Here is a 3,257-nt window from a genome sequence, read left to right as displayed (position 1 = left end):
GCCCCCGCGACGAGCTCGGCCGTGCGGCCGGGCTGCCGGTCGGGGAGCGCGGCGGCGTCGTCGTCGACCTGACCTGCCGCACCGAGGACCCGCACGTCTGGGCCGTGGGCGAGGTGGCCTGCATCGAGGGCCGCTGCCTCGGCCTGGTCGCGCCCGGCAACACGATGGCCGAGGTGGTCGTGGACCGGCTGCTCGGCGGCCTCGCCGAGTTCCCGGGCGCGGACACGGCGACCAAGCTCAAGCTCTCTGGCGTCGACGTCGCCTCGTTCGGCGACGCGCACGCCCGCACCGAGGACGCCGTCGAGGTGGTCTGGGCCGACCCGGTCGCCGGTGTCTACAAGAAGCTCGTCCTGTCCGACGACGCGCGCACCCTGCTGGGCGGCGTCTTCGTGGGCGACGCCGGACCGTACGCCAGCCTGCGCCCCATGCTCGGCGCGGAGCTGCCCGGCGACGACCCGAGCGCGTTCCTCCTGCCCGAGGGCGGCGGCGGGGCCCCGGGCCTGGAGCTGCCCGACGACGCCAACGTCTGCTCCTGCAACAACGTCTCCGCGGGGACGATCCGCGGCGCCGTCACCGAGCACCAGTGCACCGACGTCCCGGGTGTGAAGGCCTGCACGCGGGCCGGCACCACCTGCGGCGCCTGCCTGCCGCTGGTCAAGAAGCTCGTCGACACCGAGCTGGAGCGCGCGGGTATCGAGGTCAGCACCGCCCTGTGCGAGCACTTCGAGATGTCCCGTGCCCAGCTGTTCGACGCCGTCCGGGTCGCCGACCTGCACTCGTTCAGCGACATCGTGGCCCGGTTCGGGGTCTCGACGAGCTCGACCACCGGGGTCGGCAACCGCGGCTGCGACATCTGCAAGCCCGTGGTCGCGTCGATCCTGGCGAGCCTCGGCAACGGGCACATCCTCGCCGGCGAGCAGTCCACGCTGCAGGACACCAACGACCACATGCTCGCCAACCTGCAGAAGGACGGCACCTACTCGGTGGTGCCCCGGATGCCCGGCGGCGAGGTGACGCCGGAGGGGCTGATCGTCGTCGGCCAGGTGGCCAAGGACTTCGGGCTCTACACGAAGATCACGGGCGGCCAGCGCATCGACATGTTCGGGGCCCGGGTGGACCAGCTCCCGGACATCTGGCGCCGCCTGGTCGACGCCGGCTTCGAGTCCGGGCACGCCTACGGCAAGTCGCTGCGCACCGTGAAGTCGTGCGTCGGCTCCACCTGGTGCCGGTACGGCGTGCAGGACTCGGTCGGCATGGCCGTCGAGCTGGAGCTGCGCTACCGCGGCCTGCGCTCGCCGCACAAGCTCAAGATGGGCGTCTCCGGCTGCGCCCGCGAGTGCGCCGAGGCGCGCGGCAAGGACGTGGGAGTCATCGCCACGGACAAGGGCTGGAACGTGTACGTGGGCGGCAACGGCGGCCAGACGCCGCGGCACGCGAAGCTGCTCGCCGAGGACCTGACGTCGGAGGAGCTCCTGCGGACGATCGACCGGTTCCTCATGTACTACGTGCGTACCGCCGACCGGCTGCAGCGCACCGCGCCGTGGATCGAGGAGGTCGACGGCGGCTTGGAGGGTGTGCGCGAGGTGATCATGGAGGACTCGCTCGGCATCTGCGCCGACCTGGACGCCGCCATGGCCCGCCACGTCGAGAACTACGAGGACGAGTGGAAGGCCGTGCTGGAGGACCCGGAGAAGCTGCGCCGGTTCTCCTCCTTCGTCAACGCCCCCAAGGACGCCGACCCGTCGCTGGCCTACGTGACCGAGCGGGGCCAGCGCCGTCCGGCGACGTCGGCCGAGCGCGCGTCCGGCGTCGTCATCGCAGGTCCCAAGCTGGAGGTTCGAGCATGACCGCCCACGACGTGTCAGACGTACAGGTCACCCGAGGGAACTGGGGGTCCGACGACCCGGGCGTGGCCCGCTGGGAGCGGGCCTGCCTGCTCACCGACCTGTTCCCGGAGCGCGGTGCGGCCGCGCTCTTCGGGGACGTCCAGGTGGCCCTCTTCCGCCTGCCCGACGACACCGCCTACGGCGGCCACGCCGGCCGGGTCTACGCGGTGCAGAACCTGGACCCGTTCTCGGCGGCGAACGTGGTCTCGCGCGGGATCGTCGGTACCCGGGCCGGTGAGCCCACGGTCGCCGCTCCGGTCTACAAGCAGGTGTTTTCCCTGGTCACCGGCACGTGCTTGGTGCTGGCGGACAAGACCCCGAAGGACGACCTGCCCGCCGACCTGGTGACCTACCCGGTCGAGGTCCGCGAGGGCGTGATCTACGTGGGCCTGACGTGAACGTGTCGGACGCACAGGTCACCGGAGGTGACCGGGGGTCCGACACGACCGGTCGGGTGACGCTCGTCGGTGGCGGCCCGGGCGCCGTAGACCTGCTGACCGTGCGCGCGTGGCGGGCGCTGCAGGCGGCCGACGTCGTCGTGGCCGACCGGCTGGGGCCCGTCGAGATCCTCGCCGAGCTCCCGCCGCACGTCCGCGTGATCGACGTCGGCAAGGAGCCCGGCCGGCACCCGGTGCCGCAGGAGCGCATCAACGAGCTGCTCGTGGAGCACGCGCTGGCGGGTGCCGACGTGGTGCGGCTCAAGGGCGGCGACCCGTTCGTGCTGGGCCGCGGCGGCGAGGAGGTGCTCGCCTGCGTGGCGGCCGGCGTGCCGGTCGAGGTGGTCCCGGGCATCACGTCCGCCGTCGCCGTGCCGGGGCTGGCCGGCATCCCGCTCACCCACCGCGGCGTCACCACGGGCTTCCACGTGGTCTCGGGCCACTGCGCCACCACCCCGGACGTGTCAGACGCACGGATCACCCCGGGCAACCGTGCGTCCGGCGCGTCCGGGCCGCTCGACGCCACGGCCCTCTCCTGCGTGCGCGACGGCACGGCTACGCTTGTCGTACTGATGGGGGTGCGGTCCCTCGGCGCGATCGTGGCGCAGTCCCTGGCCGCAGGCGCCGATCCCGGAACTCCCGTGGCGATGGTGGAGAACGGTTCCACGCCGGAGCAGCGCGTCACGCGGGCTCGTCTCGACGAGGCGGCCGCCGTGGCGGCGGCTCGTGGTGTGCGGTCGCCCGCGGTCGTCGTCATCGGCCGCGTGGCCGCGGCAGGGCTTCTGGAGGGTGCGGATGAGCGACGTCTGGCAGGTGCCGGTGTCTGACGTCGCAGCGCCCGCCCGCGCGCAGGCCGCCCACCCGACGCTGGGTCAGGTCATGGCCGGCGCGACCGTGCTCGTCACCGCCGAGCGCCGGGCCTCCGAGCTCGCCG

Annotated in this window: 3 protein-coding genes; all 3 read left to right on the top strand. The window is 73.2% G+C overall.

What is annotated here, in order from left to right:
• A partial coding sequence (gene nirB / locus PROKR_RS10535; RefSeq protein ID WP_036962925.1) for a nitrite reductase large subunit NirB occupies nucleotides 1-1,847 on the top strand: 1,847 nt, incomplete at its 5' end.
• Nucleotides 1,844-2,284 carry a nitrite reductase small subunit NirD gene (nirD, locus tag PROKR_RS10530; protein WP_051432864.1) on the top strand — a complete coding sequence of 147 codons (441 nt, stop codon included), beginning with the start codon at nucleotides 1,844-1,846 and terminating at the stop codon, nucleotides 2,282-2,284. The genes nirB and nirD, both read left to right, overlap by 4 nt.
• 56 nt (nucleotides 2,285-2,340) lie before the next feature.
• A complete protein-coding gene (gene cobA, locus PROKR_RS10525; RefSeq protein ID WP_036962930.1) occupies nucleotides 2,341-3,150 on the top strand; it encodes a uroporphyrinogen-III C-methyltransferase in 810 nt (269 codons plus the stop codon).
• The last annotated feature ends 107 nt before the right edge of the window (nucleotides 3,151-3,257 follow it).

Source organism: Promicromonospora kroppenstedtii DSM 19349 (assembly GCF_000515355.1).
Taxonomy (GTDB): domain Bacteria; phylum Actinomycetota; class Actinomycetes; order Actinomycetales; family Cellulomonadaceae; genus Promicromonospora; species Promicromonospora kroppenstedtii.
This window is presented reverse-complemented; position numbering and strand designations above follow the sequence as displayed.

Coding starts and splice junctions, on each gene's coding strand:
- nirD (WP_051432864.1), top strand. CDS start 1,844: ATGACCGCCCACGACGTGTCAGACGTACAGGTCACCCGAGGGAACTGG.